Below are 22,164 nucleotides of genomic sequence, written 5' to 3'. Positions count from 1 at the left end.
CCAGGAGGTCCCGCATGCGCATTGTGACAGCAACTGTGGCGTCGCTGGCCGCGCTCGGCGCGGCGACGGTCGCCGGCGTCGAGATTTCGAGCCATGTCTTCGGCGAGGCGAAGGCCTCGGCGCCGGGCGCGGCGATGATGGCGATGCCGGTCCCGGTGGCGGCCGTCGTCAAGCAGACGCTGCCGATCTATCTCGATTTTCCCGGCCGGACGGAATCGATCCGCAGCATCGCCTTGCAGGCGCGCGCGACCGGCTACGTCGACTCCCAACCCGCTTTGGACGGCGCCGACGTGAACAGCGGCGACCTGCTTTACCGGATCGATCCGCGCGACTTGCAGGCGGCGCTCGACCAGGCCGAGGCGCAGGTCCAGCGGGACGCCGCGGCGCTCGAATACGCCAAGGCGAATTTCGCCCGCGGCGAGGAGCTGGCCAAGAGCGGCTTCGTCGCCAAGGACGTCTACGACCAGCGGGCGAGCGCGATGCATCAGGCCGAAGCGGCGCTGGCGCTCGACCGGGCCGCGGCCGAAGCGGCGCGGCTCAATCTCGGCTATGCGGAAATCCGCGCCCCGTTCGCCGGTCGGCTCGGCCGCAACCAGGCGGCGAAAGGCGCGCTGGTCGGACCGGCGTCCGGGCCGCTCAACACCCTCGTCCAGCTCGATCCGATCTACGTTTCGTTCAACCCCAGCGAATCCGAACTGGCCGAAATCGCCAAGGCGCGCGCCGCCGGCAAGGTCGAGGCCGAGATTACGCTCGCTGGTCCGTCCGCCGCCCCGCGCGAGGGAGAGCTGACCTTTCTCGATAATTCCATCGACAAGTCGACCGGCACGATCTCGGCGCGGGTGGCGATCGCCAATCCCGACTTCGCTCTGCTGCCTGGGGAATATGTCCGCGTGCGGCTGCACATCAAGGACGAGCCGAACGCCTTGATGGCGCCGCAGACGGCGCTCGGGTCCAGCCAGATGGGCAAATACCTCTACGTCGTCGGCGCCGGCGACAAGGCCGAGCAGCGCCTGCTGACTCTCGGGCCGACTGACGGCGCGCTCGTCTCCGTGGTCAGCGGCTTGAAGGAAGACGATCGCATCATCGTCGGCAATCTGCAGAAGATCGGACCGGGCTCGCCGATCCAACCCCTGCCGGCGGACGGCAAGCCGAAGTCGTAGCGCCGCGTCGTAGCCCGCCGACGAAGCGCCAGCGAACGACTCTCCGCCCGTCGCCCTTGCCGCGAACTGCAAGGGCGGGCATGATTCGACGCGCCCGACAGGCAACCGGATAAATTCGGTCGTGTTCGAATCTCCGGTTGACGACGCCGTCGGCGCCGCGCAACCCGCCTGAGGTCGAAGCGCGGCGAACAGGGGGAGGAACGCCGATGCAGGATGTCCCGCTATCTTGGGCGATGCTGGTCGCAGCGATCGTTCGTTTCGTCATCGGCGGAGTCTGGTTCTCGCCGTTCGCGTTCGCCGAGCCGTGGCGACGTCTCGTCGGCCTCAGCGCCGAACAGATGAAGGCGACGATGCCGAGAGCGATCGCCGCCGACGTCGTCGCATCGCTATTGATGGCCTGGGTCCTTGCCCACGCCGTCGTCTACGCGGGCGCGACGACGCTGGGAACGGGCGTGGCGGTCGGCTTCTTCAACTGGCTCGGATTCGTCGCTGTGATCCAGTTCACGACTGTGCTCTACGAACAGAGGCCGCTCAAGCTGTTCGTGATCCAGTCCGGGTTCAACCTGCTGTCATTGCTGCTGATGGGCGCGCTGCTGGCGGCCTGGCGCTGACCAAGGCGCCGAGGCAAGGCCAATAGAACGTTGCTCCGCCGGCGCCGCTGCGCCAATCTGGACCTTGGACCCTGTTCGGCCGAATGAATGTCGGGGCCGACAGCCAGCGAGCGCGCCCCGAGGATGAAGCTGCTCACCGTCATCCTGCCGGTCTTTGCACTGGTCGTCATCGGGTGGGCGGCCCGGCGCCTGCGGCTATTGGAGCCGTCGGCGCTGCACGGCCTGCGCGATCTCGTCTTCTTCCTCGCGATGCCGGCGTTGCTGTTCTCGGCGATCGAGAAAGCGCCGCCGTTCGACGTCGTCAGCGTCACCAGCGTCTATTTCGCCGCCGCGCTGTCGATCTTCGCTTTCGCCTTTGCGGTTGCGCGCCTGCTTCGCCTGCCGTTGGCCAAGGCGGCCATGCTTGGCCTCAATGCGTCGTATGGCAACACGGTCCTGATGGGCATACCGATCATCGTCGCCGCCTTGGGCGAAGACGCGCTGCCGCCGCTGCTGGCGATCATCGCCTTGCATTCGGCGATCCTGCTGCCTTTGGCGGGCGTGCTGGTCGAGATGGACATCGTCGGATCGGGACGACGGCGCCCGCTCGCCATCCTGACGGCTACGCTGACGCGAACGCTGCGCAATCCGATCATCATGTCGATCCTGGTCGCCACGCTGTGGCGCGTTTCTCATCTGCCCGTGCCGACGCCGCTCGACGAACTTCTGCGTTTGCTGGGTGCGGCGGCGACGCCGCTGGCCCTGATCTGCCTCGGCGGCGCCCTGCCCTCGCTTGGCGCGCTCGCGCCGGACGCGGCCGCGATCATCGGAACAGTCCTGAAGCTCGCGGCGCTGCCTGCGCTCGTCTGGGCGATCGGCCGCTACGCTCACCTGCCCGATTTGCCGTTGAAGGTCGCCATTCTCGTCGGCGGCATGCCGACAGGCGCGAATGCGTTCCTGCTCGCCCGTCGCGACGAGGGCCTGGCCGAGACGTCGGCGGCGATCGTTACGGCGACGACGCTGCTGTCGGCGATCTCGCTCGCCGTCTGGCTGCAAGTCGTCATGTGAAACGGCGAAGTGCGCCGCCCGTCCGCGGCGCCGAGGTCAGCTCTTCTTGGCCTGGCCGTAATAGGCGTTGGGGCCGTGCTTGCGCTTGAAGTGCTTGTCGCGCAGCTCGGTCTCGATCGGCTTGAGATCGGGCGCGAGCGCCAGCGACATCAGCGCCATATGCGCGACGCACTCGAGCGCGACCGCCGTCTCGACCGCCTTGGCGACATTCGGCCCCCAGGTGAACGGCGCGTGGCGGTTGACCAGCACCGCCGGGCAATCGGCCGGGTCGATCCCTTTCAGCCGCTCGACGATCACCGTCCCGGTCTCCCATTCGTAGGCCGAGGCGATCTCCGCCGTCGTCATTTTGCGCGTCACCGGCACCTCGTCCTTGAAGTAGTCGGAATGGGTGGTGCCGAAGTTGGGGATCGGCCGCCCCGCCTGGGCGAAGGCGGTGGCGTGCGACGAATGCGTGTGCACGACGCCGCCGATCTCGGCGAAGTCGATGAACAGCCGACGGTGGGTCGGCGTGTCGGAGGAAGGGTTGAGCTTCCCCTCGACCCGCTTGCCCTCGAGATCGACGAGAACCATGTCGTCGACCGTCAGCGCCGCATAGTCGACGCCGCTAGGTTTGATCGCGAACACCCCTTTGGCGCGATCGATCGCGCTGGCGTTGCCGAAGGTGAGGTTGATGAGGCCGTGTCGCGGCAGCGCGACATTGGCCTCATAGGCTTCGCGTTTCAGTTCCTTGAGCATGGCCGTCCTTCGCCGTGCGACCGCGCCGTCAGGCGCGGAAGCCCTTCGCCAGGTGATAGTAGACTTCGTTGCTGCGCAAGTCCTGCTTGAACGCCGGCAGCCGCGTGTCGGCGCCGATCAGCGCGAGCTCGATGCCGGCGATCGCGGTGAAGTCTTCCAGCATTTCCGCCGTGACGGCGTAGCTGAAGCCCGAGTGATGCGCGCCGCCGGCCAGGATCCACGCCGCGCAGGCGGTCTTGTGGTCGGGCCGGCACTCCCACACCGCGCGCGCGACCGGCAGTTTCGGCAGCTTGGGATGTTTGACGACGTCGACCTCGTTGACGATCAGGCGGTAGCGGTTGCCGAGATCGATGAGGCTGGCGTTGAGCGCCGGGCCCGGCGCGGCGTCGAACACCATCCGCACCGGATCTTCCTTGCCGCCGATGCCGAGGGGATGGATCTCGATCGTCGGTTTGCCGCTGGCGATGCTCGGGCAGATCTCGAGCATGTGCGCGCCGAGCACCTGCCCGCCGCCCTTCGCCAAATTGTACGTGTAGTCCTCCATGAACGAGGTGCCGCCTGGCAGCCCCACGGCCATCACCTTCATCGCCCTGACCAGGGCCACGGTCTTCCAGTCGCCTTCGCCGGCGAAGCCGTAGCCGTCGGCCATCAGCCGCTGCGGCGCGAGACCCGGCAGCTGCTTGAGACCGTGCAGGTCCTCGAACGTATCGGTGAAGCCCTTGAAGCCGCCCGCCTCGAGAAAGGCGCGCAGACCGAGCTCCTGCCTGGCGGCGTACAGCAGCGACTCGTGGCGCTTGCCGCCCTTGCGCAGATCGGCGACGACCGCATAGCTCTTCTCGTATTCGGCGGCGAGCTCGCCCGCGGCGGCGTCGCTGACCTTGGCGATCTTGGCGACGAGATCGCCGACGCCATAGCCGTTGGTCGAAAAGCCGAAGGTCATTTCCGCCCCAACCTTGTCGCCTTCGGTCACCGCGACCTGACGCATGTTGTCGCCGAAGCGGCAGAACTTGCCGCCCTGCCAGTCGTGCCAGGCGCGCGCCGCGCGCATCCACGCGCCGAGGCGGTCATGCACCTCCGGATCGGACCAGTGACCGACGACGACCTTGCGCGCCAGGCGCATGCGGGTGTGGATGAACCCGGCCTCGCGGTCGCCGTGCGCCGACTGGTTGAGGTTCATGAAGTCCATGTCGATCGTGTCCCACGGCAGCTCGGCGTTGAACTGCGTGTGCAGATGCGCGAACGGCTTCTGCAGGACGTTGAGGCCGCGGATCCACATCTTCGACGGCGAGAAGGTGTGCATCCACAGGATCAGGCCAGCGCAATTGGGATCGGAATTCGCCTCAAGACAGAGCTTGGCGATCTCGTCGGGCGTGGTCAGCAACGCCTTGAACACCGTCTTCAGCGGCAGCGTTTTCGACTTGGCGAGCCCGGCGGCGATCTGCTCGGCGTCGGCGGCGACCTGTTTGAGCGGCCCGGGACCATAGAGGTGCTGCGACCCGCAAACGAGCCAGATTTCAGGGTTGGCGAGGAGGATCATGTTCATCTCGATCGATTGGAGGTTGGACTTCAGACTTGGAATAACGCGTGGTTCGCAGCGGCGCCCGATGGGCGGCCTGTCAGCTAGCTGATCGCCTCCGTCGCCGCCTTCTCGATCGCCAGACCCGCTGAGTACAGCTTGAGCCATGCGGCGTAGCCCTCGACGTCGACCGGGTCGGGTTCCGCCACATCGAGCTTGGCGCCCGCGAACACGCGGCCCGCAAGGTAGTCGCTCAGGCCCGAGCCCGCGCCTGTGCGCAGGTACTCGGCCAGCACGGCGATGCCCCACGCGCCGCCCTCGCTTGCGGTGTCGCCCACGGTGACGGGGGCGCCGATCGCCGCCGCCAGGAGACGCTGCGCGACGCCCGCGGTCTTGAACATGCCGCCGTGAGCGAACATCGAGTCCAGTTGCACGCCTTCGCCGCGCAGCACGTTCATGCCCAGGCTCAACGTGCCGAAGGCGGCGTAGAGCTGGGTGCGCATGAAGTTGGCGAGCGTGAGGCGGCTGCCGGGGGTGCGCACGACGAGCGGCCGTCCCTCGGCCATGCCGGTGATCGGCTCTCCGGCGAGGTAGTTGTAAGCGAGCAGCCCGCCGCCGTCCGCCTCGCCTTCGAGCGCCGCGGCGAACAGGGCGCCGAAGACGGCGTTCGCATCCGCATTGGCCCCGATGGCGGCGGCGAACTGGGTGAAGACGCCCGCCCAGGTTCCGAGTTCGCTCGCGCCGTTGTTGCAATGGACCATCGCGACCAAGTCGCCCGCCGGCGTGGTGACGATATCGAGTTCCTCGTGCACCGCGGTCAGAGGCTTCTCCAGCACCACCATCGCGAAGATCGACGTGCCCGCGCTGATGTTGCCGGTGCGCTGGGCGACGGCGTTGGTGGCGACCATGCCCGTGCCGGCGTCGCCTTCGGGCGGACACACCGGCGCGCCCGGCTGCAGCCTGCCGGTCGGATCGAGCAGGGCGGCGCCCTCTGCGGTGAGCGATCCGGCGTCCTCACCGGCGACGAGCGCCTTGGGAAGGAGCGCCGCGGCGTCGAGGCCCGGTCGACGGGCGGCGACCATCTCGCCGAACCGCGCCAGCATCGGCGCGTCGTAGTCGTGAGTGGCCGGGTCGATCGGAAACATGCCCGAGGCGTCGCCGACGCCGAGCACCTTGCGGCCGGTGAGGCGCCAGTGCACAAAGCCGGCCAGGGTCGTGATGAAGTCGAGGTCGGCGACGTGCGGTTCCTCGTCTAGAATCGCCTGGTACAGGTGTGAGGCCGACCACCGCAGCGGGAAGTTGAAGCTGAGCGTCTTGGTCAGCTCGCCCGCGGCGCGCTCCGTGTTGGTGTTGCGCCAGGTGCGGAACGGAACCAGCAGGGCGCCGTTCGCGTCGAACGCCAGGTACCCGTGCATCATCGCCGAGAATCCCAGTGCGCCGATGCGGGTGAGGGGCACGCCGTGGCGTCGCTCGACGTCGGCCATCAGGCTGGCGACGGCGGCCTGGAGTCCAGTCCAGATCGCGTTTTCGGAGTAGGTCCAGAGGCGGTCGACGAATTGGTTCTCCCAACCGTGGCCGCCGGTGGCGAGCACCTGGCAGCCCGGCCCGATCAGGCACGCCTTGATGTTGGTCGACCCGAGTTCGACCCCCAGCGATGTGCGGCCCTCGGCGATCGCCGCGGTCGCGCTGGCGCCCTGCTGCGTCATCGGTCCTCAACTTCCTTGTCTGACGTCCGCGCGCGCCGCGGACCAGCGATATGAACGTTCATCCTCATCTTACGGCTCGGCGCCGTCCGCGCAACGCACGACCGGCGCAGGCGCCGAGTCGGCGCCGTAGTCGATGCCTATCGTGAACATTTGCGGTCCTCTGTTGCAGGCGGCGACGAGCCGCCGCGGCCCGTCCGCGACGCACGATCTGAATTCAAGTCGCCAAACCCCGTCGCGGCGCGGAAGGCGTCGCACGACTACGCGATTCGTGAAACTTGCGCATGTCGTCGAAGGAGTCGTTCAGGAGTTCGACCATGCGCGCCCGCGCCGGCTCCGGCGCGCCGTCGCTGATCGCCGCGAGAATGCCGCGATGCTGTTCGAGGCGGTCGTCGCGGATGCTCGCCGCGCCGATCCAAGTGAAGCGAAAGCTGCATTCGAGCGCCGCCTGGATGATCCCGCCGAGCGCGGCGAGAAAATGGTTTCCCGTCGCGTCGAGAATGGCGAGGTGAAAATCGACGTCGGCGCCGATGAGGTCGCCGTCGCCGTTCTTGAACTGCTCCATGCGGCCGAACGCGCCGGCGATGCGCGCGAGGCTGTCCGGCGTCCGCGAGGTCGCGGCAAGTTCCGCCGCCATCGGCTCGATCGCCCGGCGCAAGGTGAACAAGTCGTCGACGAAATGCCCGTCCGGCTCGGAACTCAGGCGCCACGCGAGCACATCCGGATCGAGCAGGTTCCAATCGGCCTTGAGCCGCACGCGCGTGCCGATCCGCGGCCGGGCGACGATCAGCCCCTTGCCGCTGAGCTTGCTGTAGGCCTCGCGCAGCGCGGTGCGCGAGGCCGAGAAGCGCGCGCCCATTTCAGCGGCGCTCGGCAACAGCGAGCCCGCCGGAAAGACGCCGTTGACGATGTCGCGCCCCAGACGCGCCGCCAGTTGCGCGTCGGAGCGGCGCGTCGGCGCGCGCCCCTCCGTTTCACGCGTCGCCGGGGCGGCTGGACGGCGCGAAGCGCGGCGCCGGATCGCCGCCTCGCCGCTCGGCGAATGTCGGGTTGCGCGCGCCATCGCTCCTCAGCCTCAGGCCGCGCTCCGCAGCCTGAACGAACCGACCAGGAACCGCTGCAGCACGATGAACAGGAACAGCAGCACGCCGCCGATGATCATGATCCATGCGCCGTTGAGCGAGCCGTTGAAATTGATCAGCGTGGCGATCAAGCCGAAGATCATCCCGCCGAACAGCGTTCCCGCGACCAAGCCGACGCCGCCGGTCAGCAGCGTGCCGCCGAGCACCACCGAAGCGATGGCGGTGAGCTCGTTGCCGGTGCCAGCCAGCGGATAGCCGGACGAGGTGTAGAGCGCGTAGATGACGCCGCCGAGCGCGCTGTAGAAGCCGCCGAGCGCGTAGATGCCGACCATGGTGCGGCGCATCGGCACGCCCATCAGGGCCGCCGAGGTGCGGTCGCCGCCGATCGCGTAGACGTTGGCGCCGAAGCGGGTGAACTGGGCGATGACGATGGCGACCACCCACGCGACCAGCATCACGATCGCCGAGCTGTGAAGCTCGCCGTCGCCCGGCAGCAGTATGCTGACGCTGGCGAAATCGTGGACGAAGTCGTTGCGGATCGGCACCGAGTCGAGGTTGATCATGAAGCAGCCGCCGCGCAGCAGGAACAGGCCAGCCAACGTGACGATGAAAGGCTGGATGTCGCAAAAGTCGATAATCAGCCCCTGCAGGGCGCCGAACCCCAGGCCGAAGACCAGCATCAACGCGCCCGAGGCGAGCGGATGCCAGCCGACGACGTCGAGATTGGCCATCACGACGCCGACGAAACCGATCATCGAGCCGATCGACAGATCGATGCCGCCAGAGATGATGACGAATGTGGTGCCGATGGCGGCGATGATGATGAAGGCGTTGTCGGCGAGGATGTCGCCCAGCACCAAAGTCGAAACAAAGTTGTTGTAGAGCAGGCCGCCGATGCCGAACAACGCCAGGAAGACGACGATCGTCGCCGTCAGCGGCAGGTACTTCTCTCTCACCGCTTCCTCCTCGCCAGAACCGACAGCGCCAGATTGCGGAAGTTGGCCGACTGGAGCAGCAGCACCCCCATGACCACAACCGCCTCGACCACCAGATTGTATTCGGGCGGCAGGCCGCTGCTGAGAATCGACGTCGTCAAGGCCTGGATGACCAGAGCGCCGAGGATCGTCATGCCGAGATAGATGCGGCCGCCCGCCAGCGAGCCGCCGCCGATCACCACCGCCAGGATCGCATCGAGCTCGATGTTGCGGCCGATGCTGACCGGATCCGAGGTGTGGGTGTCGGCGCAAAGGATCACGCCGGCCGCTGCGGCGGTGAGACCGCAGATGACATAGGCGGAGAAGGTGATCAGCCGCGCGTTGATGCCGGTCAGGTACGCCGCCTTCGCGTTGCCGCCGACCGACTCGAGGAACATGCCGAGCGCGGTGCGGCGCAACAGCGCCCACAGCACGACGAACACCAACACGAACACCAGCAACCGCGTCGGAATAAAGGCGATATGGCCGGTGCTGATGCCCTGCAGCAGCGCGCTGGTGTAACTCGGATTGGTGCCGCCGTAGAGCAGATTGATCATCAGTCCGATGCCGCGTCCGGAGACCATCAGGATCAGCGTCGCGATGATCGGCTGGATGTCCAGCACCGCCACCAGGAACCCATTCCACAATCCGCACAGCAGGCCGACGCCGAGCGCCCAAAAGAGGATGAGGAGATGGGGGTCGCCGGCGTGGATGCGCCAGGTGATGACCGCGCCGCCGATGGCGATGATCGAGCCGACCGAAAGGTCGATGCCCTTGGTGCCGATCACCACCGCCATGCCGAGCGCGACCATCGCGGTCGGCACGGCGCGATAGAAGACGTCGATCACCGACCCGAACAATCGGCCTTCGACGATGCGAATACTGAAGAAGTTCGGCGAGATGAGGAAGTCGATGAAGAAGATCACCGCCAGCGCCGCCAGCGGCCACACCACCTTGTGGGCGGCGATGGCGCGCAGGGTCGCCCCAAGCGACGATTGCTTCGTATGGGCCGCGATGGGAGTCTGCGTCATGACTGCGTGCCGGCGATCATATGGATGACGTTGTCGCGGGTGATGTCCGCGCCTGAGATTTCGCCGATCTTGTGGCGATCGCGCAGCACCGAGATTCGGTCGCTGACCGTGACCAACTCGTCGAGCTCGGAGGAGGCGACCAGCAGCGCCAGCCCCTCGCCCGCCAGCTTGCGGATCAGCGACACGATTTCGGCGTGGGCGCCGACGTCGATGCCGCGCGTCGGCTCGTCGAGGATGAGCACCCGCGGGCCGGAGACCAGCGAGCGCGCCAGAAGAACCTTCTGCTGATTGCCGCCGGACAGTTGTCCGACCGGCTTCTCCGCGTCAGGCGTGCTGATCGCCAGCGACTTGATCATTTCATCGGCGAGCTTTTGCTGCTCGCTGCGCGACAGCAGCCTGAGCCAGCCGCGCTTCGACTGCAGCGCCATGACGATGTTTTCGCGCACGCTGAGTTCGCCGAACGAGCCCTCGGCCTTGCGATCTTCGGGACAGAAGGCGATGCCGGTGCGGATGGAGCGGCTCGGCGCATGTCCGGTCATCGGCGCGCCGCCGATCTCGAGCTTGCCCGAGTCCGGTCTGATCGCGCCGAAGATCAGCTTGGCGGTCTCGGTGCGCCCCGAACCCAGCAGGCCCGACAAGCCGACGACCTCGCCGCTGCGCAGCGTCAGGTCGAACGGCGCCATCGTCAGCTTCCGGCCGAGGCCTTCAGCCTGCAGCATCACCGGCGCGTCCGCCGGCGACCCCTCCGCGGCGAGGCGCCGCTCGGTCCGCTCGAGCTCGCGGCCGATCATCAGCGAGATCAGCTTCAACGGCGGCATGTCGCCGATCGGCGCGCTGCCGACCAGGCGACCGTTGCGCAACACCGAAATGCGATCGGCGATCTGATAAACTTGGTCGATGAAATGGGTGATGAAGACGATGGCGATGCCGCGCGATTTGAGATCGCGCACGATCTGGAACAGCAACGCCGTCTCGTTGGCGTCGAGACTGGCGGTCGGCTCGTCGAGCACCAGCACGCGCGTGTCCTCCTCGAGGGCGCGTGCGATGGCGACGAGCTGCTGGATGGCGACCGAGTAGGCCCCGAGCGGCCGCTCGATGTCGATGTCGATGTTGAGCCGCTGCAGGCGCTTCTTGGCGACCTCGCGCGCCGAGCGCCACGAAATCATGCCGAATTTCGTCGGCTGTCGTCCAAGCGTCAGGTTCTTCGTCACCGACATGGTCGGGACGAGATTGACTTCCTGATAGACGGTGCCGATGCCGAGCGCCCGCGCCTGCCCGGGCGTGCCGATCTCCACCAACTGGCCGTCGAGGCGGATCTCGCCTTCGTCGCGCCGCAATGCGCCGGTCAAAACCTTGATCAGCGTCGACTTTCCGGCGCCGTTCTCGCCCATCAGGGCGTGAACCTCGCCCGCCAGGAGCCGCAAGTCGGCTTTGTCCAGTGCGCGCACGCCGGGGAAGGACTTGGACACCCCGACCATCTCAATTCGCGCCGTCACAGCTTCCGCCACGTGCGCATCCCCCTATCGCCAGGTCGCAAAACCGCACGCGTCAGTCGCAACGCGGCTGCGCGTCCGGCGCGCTGGGCAGCGCCCCGCCGGACCGAAGTCTGGCGAGACGCCGCAGTCTTGAAGTTAACGTCGGCTCGTATCAGTTGCCGGGCGTCGCAGCCGTGTGCAGGTCAGACGGGATCTTGACCCACTTCGGCAGTTCTTTCTTGTCCTTCAGGTACTGGAGGACGACCGGGTAGATGTACTTGCCGATCGCCGAGCGGAGCTCGACCGAGGCGTTCGCGTCGCCAGCGGCCAGCGCTTCCTTCATCGCCGGGACGTAGTCGACCGACACCATCAGCACGTCATGGCCGGGCTTCAGGCCGGCTTCCTTCATCGCCTGAATGGCGCCGAGCTGCATGTTGTCGTTGTGGGCGAACGACGCGCAGATGCCCTTCAGGTTGTCGGTCGACTTGATGAAGGCTTCCATGACCTTCTTGCCGCCGTCAGTCGTGAAGTCGCCGGACTGAGTCTTGACGATCTTGATGTCCGGGAAGTTGGCCGTCACGGCTTCGAAGCCCTTCTTGCGCTCGATCGCCGGAGCGGCGCCGACGGTGCCTTGCTCTTCGACGACGTTGCACTGGCCCTTGCTGGCCTGGGCGGTCCAGGCGCCCGCGAGACGACCTTCGAGGTTGAAGTCGGCCGAGATGCGGGTCACAAAGAGAGACTTGTCTTTGACATCGACGTCGCGGTCAGCGAGGAAAACCGGGATGCCGGCCTTCTTGGCTTCTTCGAGCACCTGATCCCAACCCGTGACGACGACCGGCGCGATGATGATCGCGTCGACCTTCTGCGCGATGAAAGCGCGCACCGCTTTCAGCTGCTCTTCTTCCTTGCCCTGGGCGTCGGCGAACTTGAGGTCGATTCCTTCCTTCTTCGCCTCATCCTGCATGTCCTTCGAGAACGCAGGACGCCAGTCGCCTTCGTCGCCCACCTGCGAGAAGCCGATCGTGACTGCATAGGACGGCGAGCCCGCCAGCATCAGCGCCGTGCCAACCGCGGCGCCGCTCAGCCATTTCATGAGATGCATACAACCCTCCCACCTCAAGCGTTCAGCCTCGGTCGCCTGTCGCGGCCGGGCGGACGCTTTCCCGCCTCGATCGGGCGGACGGCGGATAAGTAATACAATATTACTGTAGCTGTAAAGCCTCCCTTTCCCGTTGACGGGCGCGCGCGGGTGCGGCGCTACGCCGCATTTCGGCAAACGCGTGCTTTCACAGGCGCAAGCGCGAAGTCGGCGCGCCGCCAAGGCGCCCTCTCGCGGGCTTTCGGCGACCGCGGCGACGCAGCGGCGCGCGCGCCCTGGCCGGCGCCCGCGCCGAGCGGGTTCGCCCTTCGGAATTCGCCGCGCCAACGTCAACGCGAGCGGCGATTCAATCGCGGCCCGACGATGGGCTGCGAGGCCGAATGAGCGACACATCGCGGCGCGGCGCGATCCCGCTCAGCCGACCGCCTTCGGCAGGCCGACCCGCTCGGTTCGCGTCAATCGCCGCGTGAGGCGCGCCTGGCCGCGATTGTCGCGGCGACGCCTGGCTTGCGAACGATCCTCGACACTCTCAACTTCCGCTGGCCGGCGCTGCGACGGCGGCTCGCCGATCGCTTCAATTCGCTCGCGGTCGCAGGCGAACGGCCGGCGATGGGCTACGACTCGCCGCCGTGGGACGTTTTGCGCAGCTTCGACGTCAACCTCGACGGCTTCCCGCACAATGCGGGCGCGACTCTGTTCGAGCGCCTCTGTCCTGGCGCGCCGTTCGTCACGCTCGCCGGCCGGACGTCGCGGCGCGACCATCCTGACGGCGACGGCCATCGGCAATGGATCGCCTCGCGCGAAGCCGAAGATATCGAGAAGGCGGCGGGCCTGGCGGCCGACGCGCGGCGGCTCGCCAAGATCGAGCCCGCGCTGCGCGATGAATTCCGGGCGAGTCCGTTGATGGACGAAGTCGGTTTCGCACGCGCCGTCGCGGCGCCATGCCGAGCGATGCGGCGGCGGCGCCTCGGCCTGGCGGCGAGCGAATTGACCATCGCGCGACAGCCGCCGCGGCGGCGTCAGCCGCCGCGGCCTGCAGGTTCAGACGAAGGCGCGCAAACGCGCGCCGGGCGGCGCAAAAAGCGATCGCCTCACCGATTGCAAATCATCTCCCCGTTCGGCATGCGAACGGCGGGATGGCCGGTGTGTTTGAGGCACCAGCCTTCGTTTTGGCCGCCCCAGACGCACTGGCCCGCCCAGTTGCGATGGAAGTTCGGACCGCAACCGCCCAAAGCGAACGCGGGCGAAACCGTCGATGAAACGACGGCGGAAAGAATGACGACTCCGAATAGCTTGGCCGAAAGCTTGCTCATGAAAGCCTCCAATTGACTGGGATTAACGCGCCGAACGCGAGCGCCTGATGAACCGAGATACGCGGGTCGACCGTCGTGCTCGGCGGATTCACGCTCCGTCGGTTGGATCCGCCGCACGACGTTCGGTGTGTGCGGCCGGAACGGGAAACTGGTACGTGACGAATTTTGAACCGAACCTGAACGGGGCGGCTCAATAGCCCTGCATGCAGGAATAGTAGCGGCTGTTGTAATTCTCACGCCACGCGGCGGAACCGGTGGCCACGCCGCCGACCGCGCCGGCGCCGGCGCCGATCGCCGCTCCGGCGCCGATCGAGTGGCCGCCGCCGACCAGCGCGCCGATCCCGGCGCCGAGCAGCGCCCCGCCGACCGCGCCGCCGACCGCATTGCCGGTCGCCTGGCCGTTGGCGTATTCGCGCGCGACGCGGTCGCAATAAGCGTGATGGGTCTCGGCGTCGGCGCTGGATGCGAGCGCGCCGACGACGATGGCGCAGGCGAGACACGCGGCGGCGGCGCGAGCGATGGACTTCATGATTTCACTCCCTGACCGTCATGCGAACGCGTCGTGGCCGAACTCGGCGGCGGCGCGGTCCGCCGCCCGTCATAACATCGGCGGCGGAGGATGGGGAAGGTTTACGGGACGGTCGTCGTCGCCGCCTCTAGCCAGCGGCGGCGATCTCGCTTAAGGGCGCTTCGCCATGGCCTCAGCAATCCTCTTCACCCTCGGCACGCGCGGCTCGCCGCTCGCCCTCGCCCAGGCGCTGGAGACGCGCCGCCGTCTCGCCGCCGCTCACGGCTGGGACGAGGCGCGCGTCGCGATCGCCGTCATTCGCACCAGCGGCGACCTCATCCAGGACCGGCCGCTCGCCGAGGCCGGCGGCAAGGGTCTGTTCACCAAGGAAATCGATTCCGCCCTGCTCGACGGCCGCGTCGACTTCGCCGTCCATTCGGCCAAAGACCTGCCGACCGCCCTGCCCGACGGCGTGGCGCTGGCCGGCTTCCTGCCGCGCGAGGACCCGCGCGACGCGCTGGTCTCGGCGCTCGCCGACTCGATCGCCGGCCTGCCTCACGGCGCGAGGCTCGGCGCCGCCTCGCTGCGGCGGCGGGCGCAGGCGCTGCGGTTGCGCCCCGACCTTCGCGTCGAGCTCTTGCGCGGCAACGTCGAGACGCGGCTCAACAAGGCCGAAAGCGGCGCGATCGACGCGACGCTGTTGGCGATGGCCGGCCTCAAGCGGCTCGGCCTGGTCCATCGCGCCCGCGCCGCGCTCGCCATCGAGGCGTTCCTCCCCGCCGTCGGCCAGGGGGCGATCGCCTTTTCCGCGCGCCGCGGCGACGCGCGCACGCGCGAAGCGCTGGCGGCGATCGGCGACGCCGAGACGGCGACGGCGCTGGCGGCCGAGCGCGCCTACCTCGCCGTGCTCGACGGCTCGTGCCGAACGCCGATCGCCGGCCACGCCCGGCTCGAGGACGGCCGGCTGGTCCTGCGCGGCCAAGTGCTGCGCGCGGACGGCTCGGAGAGCTTCGAGGCGCGCCTCGCCGGACCGCCGGCCGACGCCGCCCGGCTCGGCGCCGACGCCGGCCGCGACCTGCTCGGGCGGCTGCCGCCGGGCGTGCTCGCCGTCGACCGCGCCCAATAGGGCAAATCGTCGCGCCCCGCGGCCGACCGGGCGGCGGCCGGACCCGTCGGGACCAACGCCGGCGGCGGCGGATTTCCCGGAATTCCTTGCGCTGACGCAAGTCAGAGGGCCGCCGGGGCCCCCAAGCTGGCGTTAAGCGGGCGCCTGCCGCTGACGGATTTTCAACCGCTGGCCGCCTTTACTCGCCGGGCGCGCCCGGTTAGGGCAAATGGCGGTAAGATCGGCGCCGCCCGACCCGGCGGACGCGACGAGGGATCGACGAACGATGGATTATCAGCGTCGTTTTGTGGAAGCGATCGAACGGCTGAAACGCGAAGAGCGCTATCGCGTCTTCGCCGACCTCGAACGCGACGCCGCCCACTTCCCGCTCGCCCAATGGCGCCCGCCGGGCGAAGAGCACGCGCCGCGACCGGTCACCGTCTGGTGCTCGAACGACTATCTCGGCATGGGCGTCCACCCCGACGTCATCGAGGCGGGCGTCAAGGCGGCGCGCGCCCACGGCGCCGGCGCCGGCGGCACCCGCAACATCTCCGGCACCCATCATCCGATCGTCATGCTCGAGCGCGAACTCGCCGACCTGCACGGCAAGGAGGCGGCGCTCGTCTTCACCTCCGGCTGGATCTCCAATCTCGCCGGCATCTCGACCATCGCCAGCCTGCTGCCGGATTGCCTCATCCTCTCCGACGCGCTCAACCACAATTCGATGATCGAGGGCGTCAAGCGCTCCGGCTGCGAGAAGAAGGTCTGGCGCCACAACGACGTCGCTCATCTCGAGGGCCTGCTCGCCGCCGAGCCGACCGAGCGCGCCAAGCTGATCGTGTTCGAGAGCCTCTATTCGATGGACGGCGACATCGCGCCGATCGCCGAGGTCGCCGCCCTGGCGAAGACATACGGCGCGATGACCTATATCGACGAGGTCCACGCGGTCGGCATGTACGGCCCGCGCGGCGGCGGCGTCGCCGAGCGCGAAGGCGTGATGGGCGAGCTCGACGTGATCGAAGGAACGCTCGCCAAGGGCTTCGGCGGGCTCGGCGGCTATATCGCCGCCTCGGCCGCGCTCGTCGACGCAGTGCGCTCCTACGCGCCGCAGTTCATCTTCACCTCGACCCTGCCCCCGGCTGTCGCCGCCGGCGCCGCCGCGGCGGTGCGAATCCTCAAGGCGTCGAACGCCGAGCGCGAGCGCCATCAGGCGATGGCGCGGATGGTCAAGCACGCTCTGCGCGCCGCCGGCCTGCCGGTGCTCGACAACCCGTCCCACATCGTGCCGGTGATGGTGCGCGACGCCGCCAAGTGCCGCGCCGCCAGCGAACTGCTGCTGCGCCGTCACGACATCTACATCCAGCCGATCAACTACCCGACCGTCGCCAAGGGGGCCGAGCGCCTGCGCATCACCCCGACGCCGCGCCACACCGAGGCGCAGGTCGCCCTGCTGGTCGAGGCGCTGGTCGACGTGTGGAAGACGCTCGAGCTGCCGTTCGAAGAGGCCAAGGTGGTGCCGCTGCGCCGCCCCGGCGCCGAGGCCGCCCAGTGCGCCTATCCGGAGATGAAGAAGGCGGCCGAATAGGCGGCCTTGCGCCAGCGCGAGTTTTCACGATAGAGCGGCCTCGAGCCGCTCTTTTCGTTTTGGCGAAAGCCCTCACCCCAACCCCTCTCCCGCAAGCGGGCGAGGGGCTATGCGGCGCCGGCGATCCCCTTCTCCCGCTTGCGGGAAAAGGTGGCCCGAAGGGCCGGATGAGGGGCCGTGCGAACGCGTCAATTCTTCTCTCGGAAAGCCTCATGACGGCCGCTGTCTCGCCCAAAGCCGCTTCGCCAAAACCCTTCCTCGCCGCCCTTTCCGGCGTCCGCCAGGCGGTTCCGCCGCTGTGGCTGATGCGCCAGGCCGGCCGCTACCTGCCCGAATACCGCGCCATTCGTTCCCAGGCGAAGTCGTTTCTCGACTTCTGCTACACGCCCGATCTCGCGACCGAAGCGACGCTGCAGCCGATCCGCCGCTTCGGCTTCGACGCCGCGATCCTGTTCTCCGACATTCTCGTCGCCCCCGATGCGCTCGGCCAGTGCGTTTCGTTCGAGCAAGGCGAAGGGCCGCGGCTGGAGCCGATCGAGACCGCCGCCGATCTCGCCGCTTTGCGCGACGAGGCTGACTGGTCGCGGCTCGCCCCGGTGTTCGAGACCGTCGCGCGCGTGAAATCCGTCCTGCCCGACGACGTGGCGTTGATGGACGGTGGCGAGCTACATGATCGCCGGCCGCGGCACGCCCGACCAGGCGCCGGCGCGTTTGTTCGCCTACCAACATCCCGACCTGTTCGCGGCGCTGATCGACAAGCTGGTCGCGCTTTCGGCCGCCTATCTCGAGCGGCAATTGCGCGCCGGCGCCGAGGCGGTCCAGATCTTCGATTCCTGGGCGGGCGTGCTGCCGCCGGGCGAGTTCGAGCGCTGGTGCGTCGAACCGATCGCGCGCATCGTCGCCAAGCTCGGCGCCGCCCTGCCCGACGCGCCGATCATCGCCTTTCCGCGCGGCGCGGCGACCCAGCTCGGCAAGTTCGCACGCGTCGACGGTCTCGCGGCGATCGGCCTCGACGCGGCGGTCGAGCCGCGCGCCGCCGCCGCCGCGCTGCCGGCGCGCCTGGCGCTGCAAGGCAATCTCGATCCGCTGGCGTTGCTGGCCGGCGGTCGCGCGCTCGACGAAGGGATCGACCGCGTCCTGCAGGGCTTCGCCGGCCGCGCCCATGTCTTCAATCTCGGCCACGGCATTCTGCCCGGGACGCCGATCGCCCATGTCGAGCGCCTCGTCGCGCGCGTGCGCGCCACCGGCTGAGCGAGGGAGGCCCAGCGCGCCATGGACACGCTCGAACATCGCCAACGCGTCGCCCAGGCCTGGTTCGAGGCTTTGCAGCTTCGCCTGATCGCGGCGATCGAGGCGCTCGAGGATGAATGCCCGACGCACGCGCCGGACACGGCGGCGGGCCGCTTCGTCGTCGAGCCGTGGCGCCGCGTCGATCGTTCCGGCGCGCCGGGCGGCGGCGGGCGCACGGCGATGTTGCGCGGCCGATTGTTCGAGAAGATGGGCGTCCACGTCTCGACCGTGTTCGGGACCTTGGCGCCGGAATTCGCCAAGCAGATTTCCGGCGCCGGCGCAGACGGGCGCTTCTGGGCGGCAGGCCTGTCGGTCATCGCCCATCCGTGGAGCCCCAACGTCCCGACCGCGCACATGAACACGCGCTTCGTCGTCACCAGCAAGGCGTGGTTCGGCGGCGGCGCGGATCTCACGCCGATGCTCGAAGCGCGCCGCCGCGCCGACGATCCCGACGCGCTGACGTTTCACCAAGGTTTGAGCGCCGCCTGCGCGCGCCACCCAAGCGTCGCCTCGCACGAGCGATTCAAGGCGTGGTGCGACGAATATTTCTTCCTCCCCCATCGCGGCGAGCCGCGCGGGATCGGCGGGATCTTCTACGACGATCTCGACGCCGCCGACGAAGCGGCGTTCGCCGCCGGCCTCGCCTTCAGCCGCGACGTCGGCGAGACCTTCCTTTCGCTCTACGGCGAGATCGTGCGCCGCAACTTCGCCGCGCCGTGGAGCGAGGCCGAGCGCGAGGAGCAGCTCGTTCGCCGCGGCCGCTACGTCGAATTCAACCTGCTCTACGACCGCGGCACGATTTTCGGGTTGAAGACCGGCGGTAACGTTTCCGCGATCCTTTCGTCGATGCCGCCGTTGGCGCGCTGGCCTTGATCGCGCGCCGCCGGCCGCCCATATCGGCCGGGACGGCATCCCGGACGAGGGCATGGAAGCGATGAGCGACGCGAAGCAATCCAGCACATTTTCGATCGGCGGCGCGCTGAAGGTGCAACGCCTCGGCTACGGCGCCATGCGGATCACCGGCCGCGGAATTTGGGGCGAGCCGGCCGACCGCGCCGAAGCGTTGCGGGTGCTGAAGCGTCTGCCCGAACTCGGCGTCGATTTCGTCGACACCGCCGATTCCTACGGTCCCGATGTCTCCGAACTCCTCATTCGCGAGGCGCTGCATCCCTATCCCGGCATGGTGATCGCGACCAAGGGCGGCCTGACCCGCACCGGCCCCAATCTTTGGACGCCGCTCGGCCGGCCCGAATATCTCATCCAGCAGGCGTTGAAGAGTCGTCGCAATCTCGGCGTCGAGACGATCGATCTGTGGCAATTGCACCGTATCGACCCCAAGGTTCCGCGCGGCGAGCAGTTCGATGCGATCCGCTCGCTGATCGCCGACAAGGTCGTCCGCTTCGTCGGCCTGAGCGAAGTCTCGGTCGAAGAGATCGACGCGGCGTCGAAGACGTTTCCGGTGGCGACGGTGCAGAACCGCTACAATCTCGCCGATCGCGACAGCGAGGCCGTGCTCGACCATTGCGAAAAGAAGGGCATCGGCTTCATCCCGTGGTTCCCGCTCGCCGCGGGCGAACTCGCCGGACCGAGCTCGGCGCTGGCGGCGACCGCGCGCGCCCACGGCGCGACGCCGGGACAGGTCGCGCTCGCCTGGCTGCTCAAGCGCAGCCCGGTCATGCTGCCGATCCCCGGCACTTCCAAGGTCGCCCACCTGGAGGAGAACGTCGCCGCGGCGACCTTGAGTCTGTCCGACGCCGAATTCGCCGCATTGAACAAAGCGGCGCGCGCCGCCTGAACGCCCGGTCCGAAAGGCGGATCGACCCATTCAACGCAATTTGAGCGTTCTTCGCCAGCGGACCCTAACCCGGACTTGCTAATTGCCGCGCCGGGTTGGGCGCGGGGGCCCTTCTTCCGTCCCGTAAGCAAGCGGCAGGACGGCGCGTCGCCGTCCGCGACAGGGTCTCGAGGGGGTTGCCATGGGCCGCGATCGTTCTTCGAATTCAGGTTTCACGGTCGTCGCCGCCGCCGCCGTCGCCGCTGCGGTCGCCTACTGGATCCTCAGCGCCCAGGAAGCGCCGACCCTGCCCTTCGCCATCGCCCAATACACGCTGCTGGCCAGCGTTCTCATCGGCGGCCTCGACGGCTTCAAGAAGTGCCGCGCCCGCCGCTAATCTTCGCCTCCGCCGGCTAGCCCCGGCAATCGTTCCGACGTAAACTATCGCCTCCAGGGAGGGGGCGATGGACGAGGTCGATTATCTCGTTCTCGGCGGCGGCTCGGCCGGCAGCGTGCTAGCGAGCCGGCTGAGCGAGGACCGGCAAGCGACCGTCGCCCTGATCGAGGCCGGCGGTTCGGGCGACGGCTGGGCAGTCGACACGCCGATCGCCAGCGTGCTGACGGCGCTGACCAAGCTCAACAATTGGGCCTACGAAACGGTCCCGCAGCCCGGCCTCGGCGACCGGCGCGGCTACCAGCCGCGCGGGCGGGCGCTCGGCGGCTCGTCGGCGATCAACGCCATGATCTACACCCGCGGCCACCCCGCCGATTACGACCGCTGGGCGGCGCTCGGCAATCCCGGCTGGTCCTATGCCGAGACCCTGCCCTACTTCCGCAAGGCGGAGAACAACGAGACCATTCACGACGCTTATCACGGCCAAGGCGGGCCGCTGAACGTCGCCGATCTGCGCTCGGACAATCCGTTCCAGCAACGCTTCCTCGACGCGGCGCGCGAGGCGCAGTTCCCGCTCAACGACGATTTCAACGGCGCGCGTCGGGAAGGGCTCGGCCTCTATCAGGTCACCCAGATCAACGGCGAGCGTTGCAGCGCCGCGCGCGCCTATCTGCGGCCGCATCTGGGCAAGCGGCCCAATCTCAGCGTCGAGACGCACGCCCGCGCGCTGCGGCTGCTGTTCGACGGCAAGCGCGCAGTCGGCGCCGAAATCCTCCAGCGCGGCGTCAAGCGCAAGTTGCGGGCGCGGCGCGAGACCATCGTCGCGCTCGGCGCCTTCGGTTCGCCGCAACTGCTGATGCTGTCGGGCGTCGGCGAGGCGGCGGCGCTGGCCGCGGCGGGAATCGCGCCGCTGATCGACTTGCCGGGCGTCGGCGCCAATCTGCACGACCACCCCGACGTCGTGCTCGGCTACGCCTCGCGCTCGCGCGACTTGGTCGGCCTGTCGTTCGGCGCGCTCGCGCCGCTCGTATCGGCGATCGCGCGCTATCGCCGCGAGCGGCGCGGCCTGGCGACGACCAATTTCGCCGAGGCGGGCGGCTTCCTCAAGACGCGGCCCGAACTCGCCGAGCCCGACGTCCAGCTCCATTTCGTCATTGCGGTGGTCGAAGGCCACGCGCGCAAGTTGCGCTGGGGCCGCGGCATGACCTGCCACGTCTGCGCGCTGAAGCCGAAGAGCCGCGGATCGCTGAAGCTCGCCAGCCCCGACCCGCTCGCCGATCCGCTGATCGACCCCGCCTTCCTCGCCGAACCGGAGGACGTCGAGACGCTCGTCGCCGGCTTCAAACTGACGCAGCGGCTGATGCATGCGCCGTCGCTCAAGGCGCATTGGACGCGCGAATTGTTCGGCGGCGACGAGGCGAACAGCGACGATGAAATCCGCGCCTTCCTGCGCCGGCGGGTCGACACCGTCTACCATCCGGTCGGAACCTGCGCGATGGGCCCCGACCCGAAGTCGGCGGTGGTCGACGCCAAGCTGCGCGTCCACGGCCTTGAAGCCTTGCGCGTCGTCGACGCCTCGATCATGCCCGAAATCGTCGCCGGCAACACCAACGCGCCGACGATCATGATCGCCGAGAAGACGGCGGAGATGATCAGGGCGGGTTAGCCCGTCGCCCGCTTGCGCAAGACTTTCGACCAATTTACCGGTTGATGCGCCGCTGGCCGAGACAAAGCGGAGCGCAGCGGAGGGAAAGACATGGCC

General features: G+C 68.3%; 19 protein-coding genes and 1 pseudogene. 10 read left to right on the top strand and 10 right to left on the bottom strand.

What is annotated here, in order from left to right; all coding sequences use genetic code 11:
• Positions 1-14: 14 nt before the first annotated feature.
• From ABSF49_RS06410 to ABSF49_RS06400, 3 genes are all read left to right on the top strand, one after another.
• Positions 15-1,160: an efflux RND transporter periplasmic adaptor subunit gene (locus tag ABSF49_RS06410; protein WP_424111800.1), complete on the top strand. Its 1,146-nt coding sequence runs from the start codon at positions 15-17 to the stop codon at positions 1,158-1,160.
• 206 nt (positions 1,161-1,366) lie between these two features.
• The gene (locus tag ABSF49_RS06405; protein WP_424111799.1) at positions 1,367-1,771 is read left to right on the top strand and encodes a DUF1761 domain-containing protein; all 405 of its coding nucleotides are present in this window, start codon (positions 1,367-1,369) and stop codon (positions 1,769-1,771) included.
• Between the two features lie 123 nt (positions 1,772-1,894).
• Complete coding sequence (locus ABSF49_RS06400; protein WP_424111798.1) at positions 1,895-2,818, top strand: AEC family transporter; 924 nt, start codon at positions 1,895-1,897, stop codon at positions 2,816-2,818.
• Between the two features lie 36 nt (positions 2,819-2,854).
• On the opposite strand, the gene araD is transcribed toward ABSF49_RS06400, so the two are convergent.
• The 10 genes from araD to ABSF49_RS06350 all read right to left on the bottom strand — a co-directional run bounded on the left by araD (position 2,855) and on the right by ABSF49_RS06350 (position 14,275).
• Positions 2,855-3,553 (bottom strand): L-ribulose-5-phosphate 4-epimerase AraD, encoded by a 699-nt coding sequence (araD, locus tag ABSF49_RS06395; protein ID WP_424111797.1) that lies wholly within the window; start codon positions 3,551-3,553, stop codon positions 2,855-2,857.
• Between the two features lie 28 nt (positions 3,554-3,581).
• On the bottom strand, positions 3,582-5,090 hold the full coding sequence (araA, locus tag ABSF49_RS06390) for an L-arabinose isomerase (protein ID WP_424111796.1): 1,509 nt from the start codon (positions 5,088-5,090) through the stop codon (positions 3,582-3,584).
• Positions 5,091-5,173: 83 nt separating this feature from the next.
• Positions 5,174-6,775 (bottom strand): xylulokinase, encoded by a 1,602-nt coding sequence (locus ABSF49_RS06385; RefSeq protein WP_424111795.1) that lies wholly within the window; start codon positions 6,773-6,775, stop codon positions 5,174-5,176.
• 214 nt (positions 6,776-6,989) lie between these two features.
• The gene (locus ABSF49_RS06380; protein WP_424111794.1) at positions 6,990-7,835 is read right to left on the bottom strand and encodes a FadR/GntR family transcriptional regulator; all 846 of its coding nucleotides are present in this window, start codon (positions 7,833-7,835) and stop codon (positions 6,990-6,992) included.
• A gap of 12 nt (positions 7,836-7,847) precedes the next feature.
• Positions 7,848-8,810, bottom strand: coding sequence for a galactofuranose ABC transporter, permease protein YjfF (yjfF, locus tag ABSF49_RS06375; protein WP_424111793.1), 963 nt, complete (start codon positions 8,808-8,810; stop codon positions 7,848-7,850).
• Positions 8,807-9,859 (bottom strand): ABC transporter permease, encoded by a 1,053-nt coding sequence (locus ABSF49_RS06370; protein WP_424111792.1) that lies wholly within the window; start codon positions 9,857-9,859, stop codon positions 8,807-8,809. The genes yjfF and ABSF49_RS06370 overlap by 4 nt, the downstream gene beginning before the upstream one ends.
• A complete protein-coding gene (locus ABSF49_RS06365; protein WP_424111814.1) occupies positions 9,856-11,337 on the bottom strand; it encodes a sugar ABC transporter ATP-binding protein in 1,482 nt (493 codons plus the stop codon). Before ABSF49_RS06365 ends, ABSF49_RS06370 begins: the two co-directional genes overlap by 4 nt.
• A 169-nt stretch (positions 11,338-11,506) precedes the next feature.
• The gene (locus ABSF49_RS06360; RefSeq protein WP_424111813.1) at positions 11,507-12,436 is read right to left on the bottom strand and encodes an ABC transporter substrate-binding protein; all 930 of its coding nucleotides are present in this window, start codon (positions 12,434-12,436) and stop codon (positions 11,507-11,509) included.
• Between the two features lie 1,088 nt (positions 12,437-13,524).
• Positions 13,525-13,746, bottom strand: a complete 222-nt coding sequence (locus ABSF49_RS06355; RefSeq protein WP_424111791.1) for a GCG_CRPN prefix-to-repeats domain-containing protein — start codon at positions 13,744-13,746, stop codon at positions 13,525-13,527.
• A 190-nt stretch (positions 13,747-13,936) separates the two neighbouring features.
• Positions 13,937-14,275, bottom strand: a complete 339-nt coding sequence (locus ABSF49_RS06350) for a hypothetical protein (protein ID WP_424111790.1) — start codon at positions 14,273-14,275, stop codon at positions 13,937-13,939.
• A gap of 166 nt (positions 14,276-14,441) precedes the next feature.
• On the opposite strand from ABSF49_RS06350, the gene hemC reads away from it, so the two are divergent.
• The 7 genes and pseudogenes from hemC to ABSF49_RS06315 all read left to right on the top strand — a co-directional run bounded on the left by hemC (position 14,442) and on the right by ABSF49_RS06315 (position 22,068).
• A complete protein-coding gene (hemC, locus tag ABSF49_RS06345) occupies positions 14,442-15,380 on the top strand; it encodes a hydroxymethylbilane synthase (RefSeq protein ID WP_424111789.1) in 939 nt (312 codons plus the stop codon).
• A 265-nt stretch (positions 15,381-15,645) separates the two neighbouring features.
• A complete protein-coding gene (hemA, locus tag ABSF49_RS06340; RefSeq protein ID WP_424111788.1) occupies positions 15,646-16,944 on the top strand; it encodes a 5-aminolevulinate synthase in 1,299 nt (432 codons plus the stop codon).
• Between the two features lie 212 nt (positions 16,945-17,156).
• A pseudogene (gene hemE, locus ABSF49_RS06335) lies at positions 17,157-18,195 on the top strand (uroporphyrinogen decarboxylase).
• A 21-nt stretch (positions 18,196-18,216) separates the two neighbouring features.
• Positions 18,217-19,107, top strand: coding sequence for an oxygen-dependent coproporphyrinogen oxidase (gene hemF / locus ABSF49_RS06330; protein WP_424111787.1), 891 nt, complete (start codon positions 18,217-18,219; stop codon positions 19,105-19,107).
• Between the two features lie 61 nt (positions 19,108-19,168).
• The gene (locus ABSF49_RS06325) at positions 19,169-20,029 is read left to right on the top strand and encodes an aldo/keto reductase (protein WP_424111786.1); all 861 of its coding nucleotides are present in this window, start codon (positions 19,169-19,171) and stop codon (positions 20,027-20,029) included.
• 181 nt (positions 20,030-20,210) lie between these two features.
• A complete protein-coding gene (locus tag ABSF49_RS06320; RefSeq protein ID WP_424111785.1) occupies positions 20,211-20,405 on the top strand; it encodes a hypothetical protein in 195 nt (64 codons plus the stop codon).
• Positions 20,406-20,472: 67 nt separating this feature from the next.
• The gene (locus ABSF49_RS06315) at positions 20,473-22,068 is read left to right on the top strand and encodes a GMC family oxidoreductase (protein ID WP_424111784.1); all 1,596 of its coding nucleotides are present in this window, start codon (positions 20,473-20,475) and stop codon (positions 22,066-22,068) included.
• The last annotated feature ends 96 nt before the right edge of the window (positions 22,069-22,164 follow it).

Source organism: Roseiarcus sp., assembly GCF_049514155.1.
In the GTDB taxonomy this organism is placed as follows: Bacteria; Pseudomonadota; Alphaproteobacteria; order Rhizobiales; family Beijerinckiaceae; genus Roseiarcus.
Note: the sequence above shows the minus strand (reverse complement) of the source record. Positions and strands in the feature narration are given on the sequence as shown.

What these genes read in the sequence shown, in the direction of transcription:
- ABSF49_RS06410 (WP_424111800.1), top strand. Translation starts at nt 15, where the DNA reads ATGCGCATTGTGACAGCAACTGTGGCGTCGCTGGCCGCGCTCGGCGCG.
- ABSF49_RS06405 (WP_424111799.1), top strand. Translation starts at nt 1,367, where the DNA reads ATGCAGGATGTCCCGCTATCTTGGGCGATGCTGGTCGCAGCGATCGTT.
- ABSF49_RS06400 (WP_424111798.1), top strand. Translation starts at nt 1,895, where the DNA reads ATGAAGCTGCTCACCGTCATCCTGCCGGTCTTTGCACTGGTCGTCATC.
- araD (WP_424111797.1), bottom strand. Translation starts at nt 3,553, where the DNA reads ATGCTCAAGGAACTGAAACGCGAAGCCTATGAGGCCAATGTCGCGCTG.
- araA (WP_424111796.1), bottom strand. Translation starts at nt 5,090, where the DNA reads ATGATCCTCCTCGCCAACCCTGAAATCTGGCTCGTTTGCGGGTCGCAG.
- ABSF49_RS06385 (WP_424111795.1), bottom strand. Translation starts at nt 6,775, where the DNA reads ATGACGCAGCAGGGCGCCAGCGCGACCGCGGCGATCGCCGAGGGCCGC.
- ABSF49_RS06380 (WP_424111794.1), bottom strand. Translation starts at nt 7,835, where the DNA reads ATGGCGCGCGCAACCCGACATTCGCCGAGCGGCGAGGCGGCGATCCGG.
- ABSF49_RS06370 (WP_424111792.1), bottom strand. Translation starts at nt 9,859, where the DNA reads ATGACGCAGACTCCCATCGCGGCCCATACGAAGCAATCGTCGCTTGGG.
- ABSF49_RS06365 (WP_424111814.1), bottom strand. Translation starts at nt 11,337, where the DNA reads ATGGTCGGGGTGTCCAAGTCCTTCCCCGGCGTGCGCGCACTGGACAAA.
- ABSF49_RS06360 (WP_424111813.1), bottom strand. Translation starts at nt 12,436, where the DNA reads ATGCATCTCATGAAATGGCTGAGCGGCGCCGCGGTTGGCACGGCGCTG.
- ABSF49_RS06355 (WP_424111791.1), bottom strand. Translation starts at nt 13,746, where the DNA reads ATGAGCAAGCTTTCGGCCAAGCTATTCGGAGTCGTCATTCTTTCCGCC.
- ABSF49_RS06350 (WP_424111790.1), bottom strand. Translation starts at nt 14,275, where the DNA reads ATGAAGTCCATCGCTCGCGCCGCCGCCGCGTGTCTCGCCTGCGCCATC.
- hemC (WP_424111789.1), top strand. Translation starts at nt 14,442, where the DNA reads ATGGCCTCAGCAATCCTCTTCACCCTCGGCACGCGCGGCTCGCCGCTC.
- hemA (WP_424111788.1), top strand. Translation starts at nt 15,646, where the DNA reads ATGGATTATCAGCGTCGTTTTGTGGAAGCGATCGAACGGCTGAAACGC.
- hemF (WP_424111787.1), top strand. Translation starts at nt 18,217, where the DNA reads ATGGACACGCTCGAACATCGCCAACGCGTCGCCCAGGCCTGGTTCGAG.
- ABSF49_RS06325 (WP_424111786.1), top strand. Translation starts at nt 19,169, where the DNA reads ATGAGCGACGCGAAGCAATCCAGCACATTTTCGATCGGCGGCGCGCTG.
- ABSF49_RS06320 (WP_424111785.1), top strand. Translation starts at nt 20,211, where the DNA reads ATGGGCCGCGATCGTTCTTCGAATTCAGGTTTCACGGTCGTCGCCGCC.
- ABSF49_RS06315 (WP_424111784.1), top strand. Translation starts at nt 20,473, where the DNA reads ATGGACGAGGTCGATTATCTCGTTCTCGGCGGCGGCTCGGCCGGCAGC.